General features: G+C 70.1%; 15 protein-coding genes and 2 pseudogenes. 10 read left to right on the forward strand and 7 right to left on the reverse strand.

The window, feature by feature from the left end; all coding sequences use genetic code 11:
* Positions 1–43 precede the first annotated feature (43 nt).
* The 4 genes from ACFCV8_RS16835 (at position 44) to ACFCV8_RS16850 (ending at position 2,995) form a co-directional block, all read left to right on the forward strand.
* Positions 44–1,024, forward strand: coding sequence for a pirin family protein (locus tag ACFCV8_RS16835; RefSeq protein ID WP_376686100.1), 981 nt, complete (start codon positions 44–46; stop codon positions 1,022–1,024).
* A gap of 341 nt (positions 1,025–1,365) precedes the next feature.
* A complete protein-coding gene (locus tag ACFCV8_RS16840) occupies positions 1,366–1,761 on the forward strand; it encodes a hypothetical protein (protein WP_376686101.1) in 396 nt (131 codons plus the stop codon).
* Between the two features lie 159 nt (positions 1,762–1,920).
* Positions 1,921–2,217 (forward strand): hypothetical protein, encoded by a 297-nt coding sequence (locus ACFCV8_RS16845; protein ID WP_376686102.1) that lies wholly within the window; start codon positions 1,921–1,923, stop codon positions 2,215–2,217.
* 223 nt (positions 2,218–2,440) lie between these two features.
* Complete coding sequence (locus ACFCV8_RS16850; protein ID WP_376686103.1) at positions 2,441–2,995, forward strand: hypothetical protein; 555 nt, start codon at positions 2,441–2,443, stop codon at positions 2,993–2,995.
* On the opposite strand, the pseudogene ACFCV8_RS16855 reads toward ACFCV8_RS16850, so the two are convergent.
* The 7 genes and pseudogenes from ACFCV8_RS16855 to ACFCV8_RS16885 all read right to left on the reverse strand — a co-directional run bounded on the left by ACFCV8_RS16855 (position 2,992) and on the right by ACFCV8_RS16885 (position 10,643).
* Positions 2,992–3,590: pseudogene (locus ACFCV8_RS16855) on the reverse strand (transposase). The gene ACFCV8_RS16850 and the pseudogene ACFCV8_RS16855 sit on opposite strands and share 4 nt — an antisense overlap.
* A gap of 10 nt (positions 3,591–3,600) precedes the next feature.
* A pseudogene (locus tag ACFCV8_RS16860) lies at positions 3,601–5,055 on the reverse strand (sensor histidine kinase).
* Positions 5,052–5,807, reverse strand: a complete 756-nt coding sequence (locus ACFCV8_RS16865; RefSeq protein ID WP_376686104.1) for a response regulator transcription factor — start codon at positions 5,805–5,807, stop codon at positions 5,052–5,054. Before ACFCV8_RS16865 ends, ACFCV8_RS16860 begins: the two are co-directional and overlap by 4 nt.
* Before the next feature lie 175 nt (positions 5,808–5,982).
* Positions 5,983–7,746: a CotH kinase family protein gene (locus tag ACFCV8_RS16870; protein ID WP_376686105.1), complete on the reverse strand. Its 1,764-nt coding sequence runs from the start codon at positions 7,744–7,746 to the stop codon at positions 5,983–5,985.
* A complete protein-coding gene (locus ACFCV8_RS16875; protein WP_376686106.1) occupies positions 7,746–8,429 on the reverse strand; it encodes a DUF4956 domain-containing protein in 684 nt (227 codons plus the stop codon). The genes ACFCV8_RS16870 and ACFCV8_RS16875 overlap by 1 nt, the downstream gene beginning before the upstream one ends.
* Positions 8,426–9,367, reverse strand: coding sequence for a polyphosphate polymerase domain-containing protein (locus tag ACFCV8_RS16880; RefSeq protein ID WP_376686107.1), 942 nt, complete (start codon positions 9,365–9,367; stop codon positions 8,426–8,428). The genes ACFCV8_RS16875 and ACFCV8_RS16880 overlap by 4 nt, the downstream gene beginning before the upstream one ends.
* A 631-nt stretch (positions 9,368–9,998) precedes the next feature.
* Entirely contained in the window at positions 9,999–10,643 is a 645-nt protein-coding gene (locus ACFCV8_RS16885; RefSeq protein WP_376686108.1) for a dihydrofolate reductase family protein, read from the reverse strand.
* Between the two features lie 104 nt (positions 10,644–10,747).
* Here ACFCV8_RS16885 and ACFCV8_RS16890 point away from each other — a divergent pair, with 104 nt between their 5' ends.
* The 6 genes from ACFCV8_RS16890 to ACFCV8_RS16915 all read left to right on the forward strand — a co-directional run bounded on the left by ACFCV8_RS16890 (position 10,748) and on the right by ACFCV8_RS16915 (position 16,521).
* The gene (locus ACFCV8_RS16890; RefSeq protein ID WP_376686109.1) at positions 10,748–11,245 is read left to right on the forward strand and encodes a winged helix-turn-helix transcriptional regulator; all 498 of its coding nucleotides are present in this window, start codon (positions 10,748–10,750) and stop codon (positions 11,243–11,245) included.
* A gap of 308 nt (positions 11,246–11,553) precedes the next feature.
* Positions 11,554–12,390, forward strand: coding sequence for a lysostaphin resistance A-like protein (locus tag ACFCV8_RS16895; protein ID WP_376686110.1), 837 nt, complete (start codon positions 11,554–11,556; stop codon positions 12,388–12,390).
* Between the two features lie 128 nt (positions 12,391–12,518).
* A complete protein-coding gene (locus tag ACFCV8_RS16900; protein WP_376686111.1) occupies positions 12,519–13,655 on the forward strand; it encodes a sensor histidine kinase in 1,137 nt (378 codons plus the stop codon).
* Positions 13,652–14,314, forward strand: coding sequence for a response regulator (locus ACFCV8_RS16905; RefSeq protein WP_376686112.1), 663 nt, complete (start codon positions 13,652–13,654; stop codon positions 14,312–14,314). The genes ACFCV8_RS16900 and ACFCV8_RS16905 overlap by 4 nt, the downstream gene beginning before the upstream one ends.
* A gap of 441 nt (positions 14,315–14,755) precedes the next feature.
* Positions 14,756–15,829, forward strand: a complete 1,074-nt coding sequence (locus ACFCV8_RS16910) for a MerR family transcriptional regulator (protein ID WP_376686113.1) — start codon at positions 14,756–14,758, stop codon at positions 15,827–15,829.
* A 38-nt stretch (positions 15,830–15,867) separates the two neighbouring features.
* On the forward strand, positions 15,868–16,521 hold the full coding sequence (locus ACFCV8_RS16915; protein ID WP_376686114.1) for a hypothetical protein: 654 nt from the start codon (positions 15,868–15,870) through the stop codon (positions 16,519–16,521).
* Positions 16,522–16,621: the final 100 nt, after the last annotated feature.

A 16,621-nucleotide genomic window follows, 5' to 3' on the forward strand; every position in this document is an offset into this window, starting at 1 on the left:
ATAGTTGAATATCCAACAAGAATGATGCCGGGGGTGGCCCACGATGAGCAACGTTGAGACGGATCCGGCCGAGGTGCGCTGCGCGGCCTCGGCCGACGACGGGCACGGCGACGATGCCCCCCTGGTCGAGGTGCTGCCGGCCCGCGACGTCCCGTTGGGCGGCCCGCGGGCGATGACGGTGCGCCGCACCCTGCCGCAGCGGTCCCGCAGCCTGATCGGCGCCTGGTGCTTCGCCGACCACTACGGCCCGGACGATGTCGCCGCGACGGGCGGCATGGATGTCGCGCCCCACCCGCACACCGGACTGCAGACCGTGTCCTGGCTCTTCACCGGGGAGATCGAGCACCGCGACAGTCTGGGCAGCCACGCCTTCGTCCGCCCCGGAGAGCTCAACCTCATGACCGGCGGGCACGGCATCAGCCACACGGAAGTATCGACGCCGCGCACCACGATCCTGCACGGCGCCCAGCTCTGGGTGGCGCTCCCCGAGGAGCACCGGCACGCGGACCGCGACTTCCAGCACTACGTCCCCGAGCCGGTCCGGGCGGACGGGGCCGTGGCCCGGGTCTTCCTCGGGACGCTGTGCGGTGACACCTCACCCGTGCGCACCTTCACCCCGCTGCTCGGTGCCGAGCTCGTCCTCGACCCGCACGTGAGCCTCACCCTCGCCGTCGACCCCGGGTTCGAGCACGGCGTCCTCGTCGACGCGGGCGGCATCCGCCTGGGCGACACCCCCGTACAGCGGGCGGAGCTGGGTTACGTCGGCCCCGGCCGCGACACCCTGACGCTCACCAACACCTCCGCGGAGCCGACCCGGCTGCTGCTGCTCGGCGGCCCGCCGTTCGGGGAGGAGATCGTCATGTGGTGGAACTTCATCGGGCGGTCCCACGAAGACATCGCCCAGGCCCGTCAGGACTGGCAGAACGCCTCCGACCGCTTCGGCGAGGTCCACGGCTACCCGGGCGACCGCCTCCCCGCACCCGAACTCCCCAACACCCGCCTGAGGCCGCGCAGCACGCGCTGACCTGCACATTCGATGGGCGGGGAGTGCGACAGCCGGAACCTCACCGCACCCCCGCCCCGACACTTCCGAGCCGGCCGTCAGCCCGCCACCAGGCCGAGCGTTGACCCTCATATCCTCGGCCGGACGCATCACAGAGCCCGACCATCTGCCACAGCGTCCAGCCGGACTCATGCTGACCCCATGCCGACTCTTCTGACACCCCGTCAGCATGGGTATGAATCCTTTGGCGCGACACCAGCCATCCTGCCTCGGGCGGCGCGAGGCAGGTGGCCGGCTTCGACCGCTGCGCGATCCGGAGCGGGCCGAGGTGTAGAGGGTTTGGAGTAGCGGGTGCACCTGCGGTGCGGTATTCGTCACCCACCGCCGCTCGAGCCCGGCCCCGCCCCGAAGGGCCGTCCGGCGACCGGGCCCGGATCCGCTGCCACTGGGGGCGGATCGACACGTTCGGGCTGGACGAGAACGGCAGCCGGGTGGTGATCGAGTTCAAGAAGGGCACGGACAGCGGCATCGTGTCGCAGGCACTCTCCTGCATGGCCTGGCTGGACTCGGCGCACCACGAGTTCGAGGCGCTGGTACGGAGAGTGCTGGGCGTGGAGGCGGCCGAGCCCGTGGACGGGCGTCGTCGCGGATGGTCTGCATCGCGGCCGGTTTCTCTCACCACGAGCGGGTGGCCGTGCAGCGGCTTCCCGGGGCGATCGACCTGGTGCACTATCGGGTGTTCAAGGGCGGTCTGCTGAGTCTGTCGCTCGTCGAGTCCTGGCCCGGTTCCCTGGCCGCCGCGTCTTCTCGTCGGGCGCGGGCGCGCGACGTGGCGGCCGGGAGTGCACCGGCCTCACCCGTCGGCGGCTCCGCAGGCGGGGGCGGATCTCGTTCCGGGGTGTCTGCGGGATCTGTACGTGGAGTTGGACGATGCGCTCACAGCGTGGGGCGAGGTCGAGGGGGCACCGTTGCGGCACTACATCGGCTACCGGCGGATGGTGAATGTCGCTTCGGCTCTCTTCCGTCCGAAGCACGAGGTGCTCCTGGTCTGTCTCCGTCTCGACCCGGACACTGTGGAGCTGGAGGAGGGTTTTACCCGTGACATGCGCGGGATCGGTCATCTCGGGACGGGTGACCTGGAGGTGCGCGTCTCGTCGGCGGCCACGCTGGAGAAGGCGGTTCCGTTGACCAAGCGGGCGTACGACGCGGCGTGACACGACAGAAGGGGCAGTTGGGCACAGTGACCACGGACGCCCGGCCGCCCCTTCTCATGCTCACTCCGTGGGCCAACGCTTGGGCGATGCTGTGAAGTTGAGACGGCCAATGATGACGAGCCGGGCCGTACCAGTACTGCAGGATGATGCCGGTCCGGTGAGCCTGCCGGAGAGGAACGCCACCACTGTCCCCACTGCTGAACGGCGCGTAGGGTGTCGAGTCATGACGCTGCTGCCGGACCTGCCTCAGAACACGGCGCTGCTCGCCCTGCTGCGGCAGCAGGGCGTTCCGCAGGAGCGCGGCGCCTACGCCTACGAAGGGTGGGAGCTGCATACCCACCCCGATCTGATCGAGAGGCTTGAGGACCTTGCTCCCCAGTGGCCCGTCCTGGCGACGTTCGGGATGCCGGTGCTTGCAGCCAAGGGCATCGCCGCGGTCGTCGCCTGTAGCACGAACACACTGCTGGTGCGCCTTCCCGAAGCGCCGGCTGAGCCCCTGGAGCCCGCAGGGCCCTACCTGCCCCTGACGGATCCGGGCCAGGGTTGGTACTCGGTCTGCCCCTGGCAGAGCGAGCTTCCCTCGGCGGAGTCCAAGCGCCTGTTGGCGCTCCTGATCCAGCATGCGCTCTCATATGCAGCGAGCCTCTCGGAGGACGACAGCATCGACTGGCAGGGACGCCCGGTGCAGACTCCGGGCAGACGCAAAGGCAAGGCCAAGGGCAGACGACCCAGCAGGGACAAGGGCAGCCGGCAGAGCGGACGCGGACGACGGCGCTAGGGTGCGGAGCGAGTCCCGACCAACAAATCGCCCCTGGTGTGGTCTTTGATCCAGATCATCGAGGCGCGCAGGTGGAGTCCGGCGAGGTAGCTCTCCGGGGTCTTGTCGTACCGGGTGGCGATGCCCCGCCATGCCTTCAGCTTGTTGATCAGCCGCTCGACGGTGTTCCGTTCCTTGTGCAGGTCTGCGTTGCGGCTGACGGGCCGGGTGCGGAGGCGGCCAACGGGCCCGTGAACCCGGATCTTCTTCAGGACGGGGATGAACTGCGGGCTGTCGGCAGCCTGGCCGGCGGCCAGGACAAACGCTGGCGGGCGGCACTTACGGTCGGCGGCACCCCGTTTCGCGGCCTCCGCGATCAGGCCCTCCAGTGGGGCCTCGAGCACACTGGCGTTACGCCACAGCCGGAAGCGGTTTGACACGGTCGGCCAGGCGCCGAACTCCTGCGGCATCTCCCGCCACTGCCCGCCGGTCTTGAACCGCCAGATCACGCCCTTGAACTGCTGCCGCAGGCGCTCGGGTACGGGCCGTACTCGCCGATCAGCAGGTACGGCCCAATGAACTCCCATTCCTCGTCCGACAGTTGCACTCGCGTCACGCAAAGCGGTCTACCGGATCAGGACTCGGAGCGAGGGCGCACCCAAAAATTGATCACGACGCGATACGCGCCCTTGACCTCTTTCCATGCGGAGCTGCAACGGGTCCACCAGACCTCTGGACCTCAGATCGGGCCTGCAACTTTCACCGGTGCCGTCCTTCGGCGCGGTCGGCGAGTCGGGCAGGATCAGACGGAAGGCGCAGCCCTGGCCGGGGCGGTTGTCCAGTTCGAGGCGTCCCCCGTGTGCGGCGGCGATGGCGGCGGCGATGGCGAGGCCGAGGCCGGAGCCCGGTTCGCGGGTGGCGCCGAATCCCGGTGCGGCCGAGCGGTCGTGGGGGGTGGCGCGATAGAAGCGGTCGAAGACGCGGTGGGCCTCGTCGGGTTCGATGCCGGGTCCGTCATCGGCGACCTCGACCACGCAGACCGGAGTGCCGGCCGGTAGCGGCCGACCGCTGCCGGGGTTCCCTTCGGCGGGGGCGCGGGTGAGGCCGACCCTGACGTGGACGACGGTCTCGGAAGGCGTGTGCGTGGCGGCGTTGGACAGCAGGTTGCCCAGGACCTGGGCGAGCTAGTGGGGGTCGCCGGGCGTCTCGACGATGTCGAGTGCTCCTCCGGTCCCGGTGGAAGGGGACTCCCCCGCCCCTGCGGGTGCAGGGGGCCCGGGATCCGCCGGAAGCGGTTCCAGGGTGATGGTGCGGCGGGGGTGGCGGATCGCGGTGGTGGCGATGGCGTCGGCCGCGAGGGAGAGCAGGTCGACGGGTTCGCGGTGGGTGACGGGCGCCTCGCCGAGCTTGGCGAGGAGGAACAGGTCGTCGACGAGGCGGCTCATGCGGTCGGCGTTGTGGGCGATCAGGGCGTGTGCCTCGTGGCGCCTCGCGGCGGCCATGTCCGGCTCGTCGAGCAGGAGCTCGGCGAAGCCCTGGACGGCGGTGAGCGGGGTACGCAGTTCGTGTCCGGCGTCGGCCATGAAATGGCGCATCCGCGCTTCGGAGGTCTCCGTGCGGTGCAGGGCGGTGCGCAGGCGGTCGGGCCCCTCGTAGGAGACCACGCGCCAGCCGGAACCCGACGCGTCGCCCCCTGCCGGGAGGGTGCTCGGCCGCCCGCGAGCCAGGTCCAGGTCGGCCGCCCGGGCCGGGAGCCGGGGCCCGGGGCTCCGCCCGCTTCCCAGGAAGGTGGGCAGCAGGTTTCCATCCCGGTCGTAGAAGTAGACGCGGTAGTCCGAGGGCAGGGTGTCGTCCGGCCTGGGGGGCCGCAGCGCATCGTTGCCCGTGATGACGTCCTCGTAGACCCGGCCGGGCGGACGGAAGTGGGCGAGCCGGTCGTCCACCTGGTCGGTGAGCCAGCCGCGCAGCACGGTGAGGGCGGCGAGCTGGGACAGCAGGACGGCGCCGGTGGCGAGGAGCGCGGCGATCAGGACGAGACGGCTGCGCAGGGAGCGCGGGCGCAGCCGGCAAAGTCTCCTCACCGGCCGGCCGTAGGCGTCTCGTCGCGCGGCAGCCGCAGGCAGTACCCGACCCCGCGCACGGTGTGGATCAAGGGGGGTGCGTCCTGGTCGAGCTTGCGGCGGAGGTTCTTGACGTACGTGTCCACGATCCGGGTGTCGCCGGAGAAGCCGTACTGCCAGACCTGCTGGAGGATCTCGGCCTTCTCCACCACGCGCTCGGGCTGGGCGAGGAAGCAGGCCAGGAGCCGGAACTCGGTCGGGGACAGCTTCAGCGGCCGGCCCGCGCGGAACACCTCGTGGCTGTTCTCGTCCAGAGTGAGGTCGGCGTACCGCAGGGCCGGCCGGCCGCCGGTCTCGGCGGGCGGGGTGTTGCTGCGCCGCAGGATGGCGCGGATGCGCAGCAGGATTTCCTGGACGTGGAAGGGTTTGGTGACGTAGTCGTCGCCGCCGGAGCTCAGGCCGATGATGCGGTCCTCGACGCCGGTCCGGGCGGTGAGGAACAGAACGGGCGTGTAGACGCCCTGGGCCCGCAGGTCGCGGATGACCCGGAAGCCATCGGTGTCGGGGAGCATGACGTCCAGGACGATCAGGTCGGGCCGGCTGCTGCCCGCCTCGAACATGGCCTCCTGCCCGGTGCCCGCGCTCCTGACGGCGTACCCGGCCGCGGTCAGCGCCGAGGACAGCAGGGTGCGGATGCTGGCGTCGTCCTCCACGACCAGGACGGTGTGCCGGGCGCCGGCGGGCGCGGCCGGGAGGTTCGGGGGAGCGTTCATGTTCTCGGCACCTCGGCGGTACGGGCGGGGGAGCTGCGGCGGGCGGCTCCGGTGCGTGCGGCGCGATGGTAGGCGGGCATCCTGTGCCGCTCCTGTCCATGGCGGGGTGAAAGGGGTGTTTCCGGCGCCCCGGGGCGTCCCTGCGGAACGTCCGTGCGGGGCGCCGGAACCGTTCTCAGCCGGTCACTTCCTTGTCCTTGGCCAGGGCCGCGGTACGGTCGGTGACGGTCTTGGTGAGCTTGGTCACGGCGGTGTCCAGTTCCTTGGAGTCGGCGCCTGCCGACCGGGCCTGCTCGGCGATCGCCTTGACGCTTTCCGCCGCCGTGCCCGAGGCGTAGAACGTCTGGTACAGCTCGCGGTACGCCTTCTTGTAGACGGAGTCGAAGGCGTCCAGGGCCAGGAATTTGGTCTTCAGGACGTGGGACATGCCGCCCCTGCCTCCGCCGGGGCCGCCCGCGCGGTCGCCGCCGGCACCGTCGGCACCGCCGGGGAAGCCTTCCGGCATTCCTTCGGGGAAGCCCTCGGGCATTCCCTCCGGCATTCCTTCCGGCATTCCGTTCGGGGGCGTGCCGCCGTCCGTGTTCCCGCTCGTCGTACCTCCGGCCCCGGCGCCGCCGGGACGGGCGCCGGGCATGCCGCCGCCCATGCCTGTGGAGTCGTCAGGTCCGGCGGTCGCGTCTCCGCTGAAGGTGAGGTTGTAGTCCCAGCCGAGCACGGAGAACTTCTTGGTGTCCAGGTCGTACCGGAGGAGATAGTTCTTGCCGGGTCCGGCGATGTCGTCGAAGTTCAGCAGCAGGTTCTGCGAGGCGACGTAGCGGGCCAGTGAGTCGACGTCCACGTACTTGTGGAGGTCGCGGGCGAACTCCTCGTCCGACGCCTTGCTCGCCCACTTGATGAGCTTCATGACCGGTTCGAGGTCCTGGCTGCCCTTCTTGTTGAGCTGCTTGAAGGAGTTCTCGTACTCGCTGGGGTCGTCCCCGCGGTATTCGAAGCTGCCGCTCGCCTTGGCCTTGTACAGCACACCGTTGCCGTCGGCGATGTCGTCGGCGTAGTCGGTGTCGGGCGCTTCGACCATGAGGCGGGTGGTGGCGGGCCGGTTGTTCACCTCCAGCTCGGTGAATGCGTACCGCTCGGCCTTCTGCCCGCTCTCGTCGGTCAGGGACAGCGACAACGCCTCGTTGAGGGGGACCTGCGCGTTGCTGCCGGGACGCAGCGAGATCTCCCGCTCGCCCTGGTAGGCGCGGCCCTCGACGTACTCGTCGATCTTGACGAGCCAGGGCAGTTCCTCGGGCTTGTCCGCGGACAGGTCGTACTGGACCATCCCGCCAAAGCCGCCGCCACCGCCAGGACCGCCACCACCGCCGGTGCCACCAGTACCGGCCACACCACCAGTACCACCGGCTTCGCCGGGACCGCCGCCGGGCTGCCGACCCTGGCGGCGGTCCTGGCCCCCGGTCGCGCCGTCGGCGCCGGCCGGGGCGCCCTGCGGGGCGCCGGGCAGCTGCCGGCCGCCACCGGGCATGCCCCGTTTGCCCCGCAGGGACGACAGTGTGGAGTTGCCCTTGAGGCGGATCCCGACGTCATCGAGATGGACGCCGTCGATGACGAGGTCGGCCTCGACGTAGTCCTTGGTGCCGTCCTCCTTGAACTCCTTCATCATCTTGTCGAAGTCGGTCTGCTTGTAGGTGAGCTGGATCGAGTGCGGAACGGAGGTGTCGTACAGGCCGACCGTCCCGCGGACGTCCTCGGTGATGGGGTCCCCCTCGACGCGCGAGGCGGACGTCACGTACGGGGAGATCCGCGCGTCACCGAGGAAGAAGACCATGGCGGCGAGCCCGATACCCAGTGCCGCCCCCGGCTTCCAGTGGTGGCGCAGCCGGACGGGCAGCCGGTCCTTCAGCCGCCGTCCCCGCTGTCGCGGGGTCGTCGGGCCGTTCATCACAGGTCCGTGGTGTCGTAGCCGGTCAGAACGGTGACCCGCTGGCCGGAGGTACGCTCCTGGAGCGCGCCGACCAGGTCGCCGGGCTCGGCGCCCTTCTTCAGCCGCACCGTGTAGAAGACCTCCGTCAGCGCGCCGCCGCGGATCGTCTCCGTGCTGACGAGCTCGAACTCGCTGGTGTACTTGATGAGGACGTCGCGGATCTGCGGCGTGTAGTCCTCACCGGCCGGGACCTGGACCTTGACGACCTGACGCTGCACATTGAGGGCGAACCAGTTGAACTTGAACATCACCAGGACGACGGCGCAGATGACGACGGCGCCGACGGCGGCCAGGGTGTAGAAGCGGGCGCCGCAGGCCATGCCGATCGCCATGGCCAGGAAGATGAAGCCGACGTCCCTGGTCTCCTTGACCGCGTTGCGGAAGCGGACCACGGACAAAGCGCCGACCAGCGAGAACGCGCGGGCCAGGTTGGAGCCGACGACCAGCATGATCAGGGCGACGATCATGCCGACGATGACCAGGGTCTGCACGTAGGACTGGCTGTAGGAGACGTTGCGGTGGGTGTACCGGTACGTGTAGCCGATCACCGTGGACAGGATGAACGACAGCGCCATCGCCGCCACGACGTCGGCGACGCTGAACGTGCCGCTCAGCTCCTGCAGGTTGAGGTCGAAGTTCACTGCGCTCCTACTTTCGACGGCGCGTCGTGCCGCACCGGCTGCTCATGAGTGGGGGTGGGGATGGGCGGCGGGCAGTCCGCCTCGTTGACGTGGAAGACCGAGCGCGGAGCCAGGCCGAACGCCTCGACGGACTGCACGTACTTCGAGATCCGGACGAGGTTGAGGTTGCGCCGCGCGGCCAGATCGGTGATCCAGTGCGGGGTGCGCTCATTGACCTTGATCTCCATGACCGACATGTGCGGCGGGATCGTGAACCGGTTCTCCGGTGCGGGGATGCCGAAGTGGAAGTCCCGGTCGCGTCCGCGGATGCGGCGGTCGAAGGTGACCCGCAGGCCGGTGTCGGCGTCACGGCCGACCAGGGCCTCGCGCTGGTAGCCGGTGATCGCGGTGGGCTGGAGGTTCAGCCGCACGACCAGTTCGAGGACCTCCTGGATGAAGGAGCTCTCCTTCGGCGAGTGGTCCACCATCTGCCGGCCGTCGCACAACTGCCGTGCCACGCCGTAGGGAAGGGTGATGCGGCGCTTCTGCGTGACCCGGTTGACGCGCTGCTTGATCTCCACGCACACCGGGGAGTCGTCGGTGACCCCGTCGAGGTCGCCGTAGTGGCGTATGCGCAGCTTGCGGCGGAACTTCAGGCCCTCGATCTTCTCCCAGTAGAAGCGGAGCTGAGGGGTGTCGTAGTACAGGCTCCACACCCCGTAGCCGCCGACCGGGCTGTGCAGGTCCCGGTCCATCCGCTCGCCCAGCTCGTCACGGATCTCGGCCGCCTGCTCCACCGGAACCAGGTACTTCAGCTCGAACCGGTTGAACGCGTGCAGTCGGCTCGCCACGTGCAGCGGCTCCTCCTCCGCCCCGTCCCCGACCGTTTTGTCCCCGGGCGTCCGGGTCTCGCCCGCCCGGCCCTCGCGCGCCGCGGCTGCCTTCGACAGGAACACCATGCGCCTCCTTGCTCGTACGTTGCGGATCGACCGGCCTCGTACAAGCAACCAGCGGCGGATGAGGAGCCCATGAGAATCAAAGGTGGATTTCAGGAGTCTTCTGAGGGCCTGGAAAGTGAACAAGAGGGGTTGTCGTCATGATCCGCAGGCCTCGGAGCGGACGCGGCCACAGCGTCCGTCCTCGTCGCGCCACCTCCCCGCGCCTCCAGCCGCCGACCAGCCGCCGTGGTCGGCATCGCCATCGCTGCCATCGCGGTCCGGGGAAGAGCAGGACATCCGGCTTCAGCGAGCCGCGCGCCCCGGCGTACGGGGATCCTCTGCGCAGGCGTCATGGCACGCATGAGCACACCGGCGAGAGCCTGGGGGCCTTCGATGCGCCGCTGAAGTTCGGCGACCCCGGACACGCCCGCGCCGCCCCCGTCAGCCCTCGCCTCCGCAGTTGGCGCATCACGGAGTTCGACCGCCAGTCGCAGCGCCCGTCGGCCCCATGCCGACCTGATGCCGAGATTCCTGACGTGCAGTCAGCCCCACGCCCCACACCGCTTCGCGAGAAGCGAGGTGCGCCCCTGCCGGACTTCGAAGCGTGCGGGGCGGGGCGGCCGAGGCCGGTTGCCTCCCGCACGGGCGGTCGCTACGGCCGGGTGAAGGTCATGTGCGTGACGCCGCCGGGGGTTGTCACGGACTCGGTGCGGAAGCGCTTCTCCAGCCCTTCGAGTCCGTCCCACAGGCGCTCGCCACGGCCCAGGACGATCGGAACGACCGAGATGTGCAGATGATCGACGAGGTCTTCGACGAGGAACTCGCGGATCGTGGTCGGCCCGCCACCGATCCTCACATCCAGGTCGCCCGCGGCCTCGCGCGCCCGACGGAGCGCTTCCTGCGGCGTGGCGTCGATGAAGTGGAATGTGGTTCCGCCCTCCATCTCCACCGAGGGGCGGGGGTGGTGGGTCAGGACGAACACCGGGGTATGGAAGGGCGGGTTGGGCCCCCACCAGCCGTTCCAGTCATCGTTCTCCCACGGTCCGCGCTGGGGGCCGAACTTGTTGCGGCCCATGATCTCCGCTCCGATGCCGACATCCCAGGTGCTGGCGATGACGTCATCGACCCCAGCACTTCCGTCCGGATTGCCCAGCATCTGCTGGAAGGTCCTGGTCGGGAAGAACCACTCATGAAGCCGGGTACCGGCGTGACCGAACGGGGCGTCGAGACTCTGCCCTTCGCCAGTGGCGAACCCGTCGATGGAGATGGAGAAGTTGTGGACCCTCACGCGGGACATTGCACGGACCTCTGCCCTCGAAGCGATGTGATTGCGAACTGCAATCACCAGCCGCGGGCGAGCCTAGACTCGGTGATGGCAGAATGCAATCACTGGAGGTGGGCATGCGAGACGAACCGCGGTCCGGATGCGCGATCAACGCGGCGGTGGAGGCGCTCGGGGACCAGTGGAGCCTCATCGTCCTGCGCGACGTGATGTTCGGCGGGCGCCGGCACTTCCGCGAGTTGCTCAGCCACTCCGAGGAGGGGATCGCGTCGAACATTCTCAGCAGCCGCCTCAAGGCCCTCGTCACCGGCGGTCTCCTCACGCAGCAGCAGGCCGGGCGAGGGCACCGAGCGGCCTACAGCCTCACGGAAGCGGGCATCCGGACGGTCCCCGTCATGGTGGCGCTCGGCTCCTGGGGGATGCGGCACCGCCCGACCACACCCGAACTCAGCGTCCGTGCACGTCTCTTGGAGGAAGGCGGCCCACGTCTCGGGGAGGACCTCATGGACGAACTCCGAGAGGTGCACCTGGGTGTTCCCCGCCCGGACCCCAACCGCCCCCGGCCCTCCGAACTCCTTCGGGCAGCCTACGAGCAGGCACTCACAGAGGCGCACTGACACACCCCTGCGGCCGGCATCGAGCTCACCGTCTCCGCCCGACGGCTCACCGGATGCAACAACGCAGGAGCACTGTCACCACCGCCCCGGTCCATCGGGTGCGGCGGGCATCAACCGCGGTGCGTCGAGGCGGGGAGACGTGCACGAACCCACCGGTGCACCCCTCCCCCGGGCCACGGCCGGGACGGCCGTCCCCCGTGAGAGCTACCCGCAGATGCGCTCCGCGGGGGGACGATCCGGAACCGTCTGGTCCGTAGGTTCGAGACCAGCCGCGGTACCCGGTCCGCGGCTACGGAGAAGGGGATCTCATGAGGCTGGTCCGGCAATTCCTGGCGGTCGCGGCGGTGGCGTTCGTCGGCAGCCAAGCCGTCGCGGCGGTGGACGGGAGCCCCTGGCCCACCCTGCTGCTCGGCCTGCTTACGGCGGTGCTCGCCGTCCTGGTCTACCGGTGGGTGGTACGACGGACCGAGCACCGCCGGCCCGCGGAGCTCGCCACGCGCGGCATCTGGGGCGCGACCGCGCGTGGCACGCTGATCGGCGCCGCCGTCTTCGGGGCGGTGATCGCCGGCCTCGCCCTCCTCGGCAACTTCCACATCGACGGCCGGGGCACGGTGACCGGTGCGATCGGGCTCGTCGGGCTCATGGCGGCCGCCGCCGTCACGGAGGAACTCCTCTTCCGCGGCGTCCTGTTCCGCATGGCCGAGGAACGCCTGGGCACCGGTTGGGCGCTGACCGCGACCGGTTCGCTGTTCGGCCTGATGCACCTGACCAACGAGCACGCCACGGCGTGGGGCGCCCTCGCCATCGCCATCGAGGCCGGCGGCATGCTCACCGCCGCCTACGTCGCCACCCGCAGCCTGTGGCTGCCGATCGGGCTGCACTTCGGCTGGAACTTCGCCGAGTCCGGCATATTCAGCACCGAGGTCTCCGGAAACGGTGCCACGCACGGCCTTCTCGACTCCTCGACGTCCGGTTCCGCACTCGTCACCGGGGGCGCCTTCGGACCGGAGGCCAGCGTCTACTCCGTGCTGTTCGGCATCCTGGTGACGGCCGCCTTCCTGCGCATCGCCCACCGCCGCGGCCATCTGCGGCCCCGCCGCCGAAACACCGAACAGACCTGCGCCACCGATACACTCGCCCGGTGAGCCGGCTCGGCAGGACGCGCGTGCGTACCCTCAGCGAAACCCGAAGTGACGTACGAGCAGCGGGAGCCGGGGCCGAAGGCGCCGTACGGCCGTGGCACGGAGCCGTATCTCTGTGGCACCGGCTCGACGTGACGGCTCGGGACCTTGCGCTCGGGCTGCTGTTCCTCGTCGCCTCGGTCCTCCCCGGCTTCCGGGACAACGGGACCGCCATCGGCGACGTGGCAACCCGCTCCCTCGACACCCTGGGCATCGTTGCCGTCGGCCTGGAATGCCTGTCCCTGGCCCTGCGGCGACGCTCACCGGCCCTGTGCCTCGCCCTGGTCTCGCTCGGGTTCAGCCTCGACCAGCTCCGCGGCTACCACACGTTCGCCGGTACCGCGCTGGCCATCGCCCTGCTCAGTGCGGGCGCCCACCTGCGCCGGAATCGGCGTACCACCGCAGTCCTGTTCTCCGTGGCGTACATTCCGCTCGCCGTCACTCTCTCCCGCATCGGCCGGGGCGGCGAGCCGCCGAGCGGATTCGTGACCTTCTACCTCGTGCTGGCCTTCGCCTGGGGCATCGGGGCCTGGCTGCACGCGACCCGGGCCGCGGAGGCCGAGCGCCGCCGCCGCGTCGCCGACGACACCCGCGCCGCGGAACGCACCCGCATCGCGCGAGAACTGCATGACGTCGTCACCCATCACGTCACCGCGATGGTCGTGCAGGCCGAGGCAGCCCGTTACCTGACGTCCGCGCCCGAACGCCTCGACGACACGCTCGGCGCCATCACCGACACAGGTCGGCAGGCCATCTCCGACCTGCGGCAACTGCTCGACCTGCTCGAACCGAGCCACGGCCCCGGCCAGGCCACCGCTCACGGCGCCGGACCGAGAACACCCGCCATCGGCGGACTGCGTACGCTCGTCGAACAGACCCGACGGGCCGGACAGCCGGTCGAGTTCACCGAGGAGGGCACCCCGGCCGTGTCACCGGGCAGCGCCGATCTCGTCGCCTACCGAGTGGTGCAGGAAGCCCTGACCAACGCCCTCAAGTACGACCACGGCGGCCTGACCACGGTCCGGGTCCGCCACACCGACAAGGAGATCACCGTGGACATCGCCACGGACGGCACCGGTTCGCGCGCCCCGTCCCCCTCCGGCGGCGGACGGGGCCTGGCCGGGCTGCACGCACGGGTCGACGGCCTCGGCGGCGACTTCGACGCGGGCGCCCGCACCGGCGGCGGCCACGCCGTACGGGCCCGCATACCCGTGGGCGGCGCGGCGTGAGCGCACCGACCCGGGTCCTGGTCTGCGACGACCAGATACTCATCCGCACCGGCCTGGTCACCATCATCGGGGCGCAGCCCGACCTCGAGGTGGTGGGCGAGTGCGGGGACGGCCGCGCGGCGGTCGACCTCGCCGGGCGGCTGAGCCCCGACGTCGTGGTGATGGACGTACGGATGCCAGTGCTCGACGGCATCGAGGCCACCCGCCTGCTGGCCGGAGCCGGGGTCGAGAAGCCCGTCAAGGTCCTGGTCGTCACCACGTTCAACCTCGATGAGTACGTGTACGAGGCACTGCGCGCGGGCGCGAGCGGTTTCCTGCTCAAGGACGCGCCCCCGGCCCAGCTCCTGCACGGCATCCGCACGGTGGCCGTGGGCGCCGCCCTGCTGGATCCCGAGGTCACCCGCCAGCTCGTCGGCCGCTACGCCGCCCGCATCCGGCCCGTCGACGACGGAAGGGCGAGCGAACTACCGCTTACATCACGCGAGTTGGAGGTCCTGCGACTCATCGCGGACGGCCTCTCCAACAGCGAGATCGCCGGGAGCCTCCAGATCAGCCAGGAGACCGTCAAGACGTTCGTCTCCCGCATCCTGGCCAAGCTGGGCCTGCGTGACCGCGTCCAGGCCGTGGTCTACGCCTACCGCCACGGCCTGGCGACGTGAGTGGCGGGGCGGGACACACGGCCCCGACGGTGCGGTGGTGCCGGTCGGGACGCCCGCACGGTGCGGGGGCCGGTCCGGCCTCTGGATGCCGCCCCGGCCACGGAGCATACGGACCGTGGCCGGGGCAATAGCGGCAGTAGCGGCAGTAGCGGCAGCCCGCAACGAGACGGCCCTCGCAGTCGGGCACTGCGTGCTCCTGGAGCAGGACATGGGCCTGCAACTGGCCCTTCACCCGGGCCCGGTACGAGTTGCGCACGCCACGCGCCCACGAGCCGGGCACCTGAACCCGTGACGGCCCGGACACCCGCTCGCTTAGTGGCCGGCTCCGGAAGTCCTTCGGGGGTTGACGCTGGGGGGGAGCTCCTGTGCCAGGTGGTGGCGTGGAACCCGGCCGAAGCGCGAGTTGACCTTCAAGTTGGATGAACGTCGACAATCGGGGCCATGGACGGCACCACGGAACTACTGAGCATCAGCGCCTTCGCGCGGCGGGTCGGTCTCGCTCCGAGCGCCTTGCGTTTCTACGACGACTGCCGCGTTCTGCGGCCGGCGTGGGTTGATGGGGCGACGGGATACCGCTTCTACTGTCCTGCTCAGGAGTCCCGTGCCGCTCTCCTGCGCAGTCTGCGGGAAGCGGGACTGCCGCTGGCTGAGGTCACCGTGGTACTCGACGGGCCCGAGCGCGAGGGCCGAGAGGTGCTGGAGCGGCACTTGGACAGGATGCGGGACCAGACGCAGGCGGCCGAGGCGGCCATCGCCGTGGTTCTACGTTCCTTCTCGACTGCCGGCAGCATGACGGAAGCGCGAATCGGCGGCGTGGAGTTGGCCAGTGCAGTACGCCAGGTGGTGCCGGCCGCGGCTTCCGACGCGGAACTTCCTGTGCTGGGTTGCGTCCTCATCGAGATCGATGACGGCGAGGTGCGTCTGGTGGCTACCGATCGCTACCGCCTGTCGATGCGCGTCCTGAGGCCGGTGGCACTCGGCGGAGGGCCCTGCCGCCTGCTGGTGCACGCGGCTGACCTGATCGAGTTCGGGCAATGGGCGGCGCGAGTCCATGAGGTCACCATCCAGGTCGGACCGGACGGCGCCCGCGCACGCAGTACGGCAGAGTCCCGCGTTCTGGTGACGGTCGATGACCTGTTCCCTGCCTACCGCGAGATGCTCTCGGCTCTGGCCCCGCCCGAATACCGCGTGATCGTGGATCGCCTGGCTCTGCGTGAGGCGGTCAACAGCCACGCAGACGCTGCACGTATCGCTCTGAGCTTCGCCGACGACGAGCTGGTCGTCTCGCTTGCCGACCACTCCGACGCCGTCACCCTGCCTGCGGTCTGCCATGCAGACCTGCCCCAGCGGATCGGTTTCGACCCCACCGTCCTGGGCCCCGCGCTGGAGGCCAGTGTCGGGCCCGACGTTCTGTTGGAGGTCTCCGCCGTGGACCGGCCTGTCGTGGTGCGTTCCGCGGACCAGGGCAGCTTCAGCACGCTGATCATGCCCGTCGCCCTCGACACCTCCAGCTGATTTCCCCAGCACCGCATCCTCACCACCTCAGGAGAACCGTGACCGCCCCCGAGAACATCGTCGTGCGGCTGTGCGCGCAGGGTATGCAGGCCGAGACCGAAGGACGGGATGCCCGAGCCCGGGACCTGTTCCATCAAGCCTGGGAAGCGGCCGAGGACGACTACGACGCCTGCATCGCCGCGCACTACCTCGCCCGGCACCAGCCGACTTCGCAGGAGACTCTGCGCTGGAACCAGGAGTGCCTGAACCGGGCCGACAAGGTCGGCGACGACCGTGTCCGCGGCTTCTACGCCTCACTTCACGGCAACATGGCCCGGGCCCACCGGCACTTGGGCCAGATCGAGCAGGCCCGCGAACACTTCGAGTCCGCCGCCGAGCACATCGACGACGTCCCGGCCGGCCCCCACCAGCAATGGCTCCGCTACCGCATCGCCGCAGGACTGCGTGCCACCACTCCGGCCGCACCACAGCAGCACGAAGACGCGGTCGGCGAACTCCTCACCACGCTCTGCGCACGCGCGGACCTCGAAGCCCTGAGTCTGCTGCTGCCCCCGTACATGGGCAGCCTCGGCACACCCGAGGACGAGGAACGCGTCACCACCGCCCTGCGCATGCTCCATGCCGAGCGTCGTCTTCCCGACGAGGAGCAGGCCGTCCTCAGCCACGCGATCAAGGTCCGGTCCGCCGCGTGAGCGCCCCCGATCCTCGGTGACCCGCGCGACACGCACGTAGACCGCCGGCCGCCTTCGTAGGGGCCGACGAACCTTCAACGATCACGATGGCCCGCCGACC

This window comes from Streptomyces sp. NPDC056347 (genome assembly GCF_042262625.1).
GTDB lineage: Bacteria > Actinomycetota > Actinomycetes > Streptomycetales > Streptomycetaceae > Streptomyces.